Source organism: Methylibium sp. T29, from assembly GCF_000576205.1.
GTDB classification, from domain to species: Bacteria; Pseudomonadota; Gammaproteobacteria; order Burkholderiales; family Burkholderiaceae_C; genus Methylibium; species Methylibium petroleiphilum.
This window is the reverse complement of sequence record NZ_AZND01000409.1, coordinates 1-2,091: the sequence shown is the minus strand read 5'-3', so window position 1 is coordinate 2,091 and position 2,091 is coordinate 1. Positions and strand designations below refer to the sequence as shown.

The 2,091-nt window shown below is 73.8% G+C and carries 2 protein-coding genes; both read right to left on the bottom strand.

Going from position 1 to position 2,091, the window contains the following annotated elements; all coding sequences use genetic code 11:
* The coding region (locus tag x551_RS21510) for a RimK family alpha-L-glutamate ligase (protein ID WP_036251206.1) at positions 1–882 on the bottom strand (882 nt) is incomplete at its 3' end.
* 16 nt (positions 883–898) lie between these two features.
* Positions 899–1,951, bottom strand: coding sequence for a methenyltetrahydromethanopterin cyclohydrolase (gene mch / locus x551_RS21505; RefSeq protein WP_036251203.1), 1,053 nt, complete (start codon positions 1,949–1,951; stop codon positions 899–901).
* Positions 1,952–2,091: the final 140 nt, after the last annotated feature.

Sequence of the window (2,091 nt, the reverse complement as noted above, 5' to 3'; positions counted from 1 at the left end):
GGCGAGCTTGCGGTCGAGCAGGTCGTCGACCAGCGCCCGCGCGATCGGGAAGGGCGTGACGCGCTGCAGCCCCTGCCACGCGGCCACGCCGTTCACCTCCAGCACCTGCGGGCCGTCGGCACCGGGCAGCAGGTCGATGCCGGCGTAGTCCATCTGCAGCGCCGCGGCGGCGCGTTCGGCCAGCGTGGCGAGTTCGGGCGTCAGCGCGGCCGGCTCGACCTTCGCGCCCTGCTTGAGGTTGTGGATCCAGTGCGCGCTGCAGCGCCGCATCGCCGCGATCGCGCGACCGCCGACCACCAGCACCCGCCAGTCGAAGCCGGGCGACTCGACGTAGCGCTGCAGGTAGGCGAGCCCCCCATAGGCCTTCAGCGACGGCAGCGGCACGTGCGCGCCGTCCACGCAGCCCACACGCCGCAGCCCCTTGCCCTGCGAGCCGAACAGCGGCTTGAGCACCAACGCGCGGCCGGCCGCGCTCTCGCGCGTGACGAGGCGCTGCGCCTGGGCCGGCGACTCCATCGCCCAGGTCGGCGGCATCGGGATGCCGGCCGCGTGCAGCAGCAGGCTGGTCATCGACTTGTCCACGCTGCGCTCGATGGCGCGCGCGTCGTTGTAGACCGGCACGCCCAGCTCGCGCAGCGCGTGCAGCACGCCCAGCCGCACCGTCACCTGCTCGAAGCTGCCGCCGGCGATGCCGCGCACCAACGCCGCGTCGGGCAGCTCGCGGCCGTAGCCGGGGATCACCAGGCCGTGCCAGGACGCCGCGGTGTCGATGCGGCAGTCGGCCAGGTCGATGCAGCGGCCCTCGGCGCCGCGCGCCCGCAACGCGGTCTGCAACTGGCGCGTGTGCCAGCCCGTTTCGTCCGTGAAGATGGCAACACGCATCGCAGGAGCGGGAAGCTCAGGCCGCGTCGAGCCATTGCCCGCGCAGCAGGTCCAGGTTCAGGCGGCCCGCATGCCAGGTCTTGCCCGACTCCAGGCTCGACACCCACACCTCGGCCGGTGCGAACAGCGCGCCGTCGATCTTGTAGAAGTCGTACTCGGCCGCCTTGAAGATGTCCGCGAAGCCGCGGCCGTAGTCGCGCGAGTTCAGCGACGGCAGCTCCTTGGCCAGCAGGCGCGCCGCGTCGTCACCGCCGCGCACCGTGAGCTGCACGCGGCCGCCGTAGAGGATGGCGTCGTTGGTGCGGCCCATCGCGTCCAGGCCGTCGGCGCCGGGCGAGGGCAGCGGCGCGCTCGCCACGCCGTCGACGATGTGCTCGAGCGGGAAATGCAGCTCGTGCGCCTTGTGCAGCGCCACCTCGAGCACGCGCGCCACCACCTGTGTCGTGCCGGCCAGGCTGCGCGTGGGCGTGAGGATCAGCGTCAGCTGCTCGGGGCGCAGGCCGCAGTCGCGCAGCACCTTCTCCACCACCACCGGCGGCGGCGCGCGGTCCACCTCGAGCACCAGCACGCCGCTGCGCTCGGCCGCGGCGATCGGGTCGCGGTAGCCCAGCTCCTTGAACAGCTCCTCCTTGCCGGCCAGCGCGCGCGCCGGGCCGGAGCCGAGCGAGAAGAACTTCTTGCCGCCCGCCTCTTCCTTGCTGGCCGACAGGCTCCAGCCGGCGTACTGGCTCGCCAGGCAGGCCAGCACCGGCTGGCTGCTGCTGACCTCCAGCCAGGTCGGCCAGCCGCTGCTGGCGTCGCCATAGCCCTGTGCGGCCAGCGCCACGCGGCCCAGGCCGCCCATGCAGATCTCGCCGACCAGCACGCCCGCGGCCACGCTGCCCGGCGCGGCGATGCCGGCGTCGACGATGCGCACGCCGCTCGCGTCCTGGCCGACCTGCACGCGCAGCTCGTCGGCCTGGTCGAGCAGGCGCTGCAGCAGCGGGCGCACGGCCGCGTTGACGCTGAGAGGGCTGTCGGCGAAGGGCGGGGTCGTTGCGGAGTCGGTCGTGGACGGGGTGCTGCTCATGGCGTGGTCTCTCTCGGGGTCGGTCGTCGTGGTGATGTCTCGGCCGGGCTCAAGTCTGCGCCAGTGACGCGCGCAGCGCAGCCCGCTTCGCGGCCAGGCGCTCGCGCACCTCGGCCACGCGGGTCCCCTGGGCGTCCACG

Bases quoted from the DNA above. Each gene is read 5' to 3' on its own strand.
- mch (WP_036251203.1), bottom strand. From the start codon at position 1,951: ATGAGCAGCACCCCGTCCACGACCGACTCCGCAACGACCCCGCCCTTC.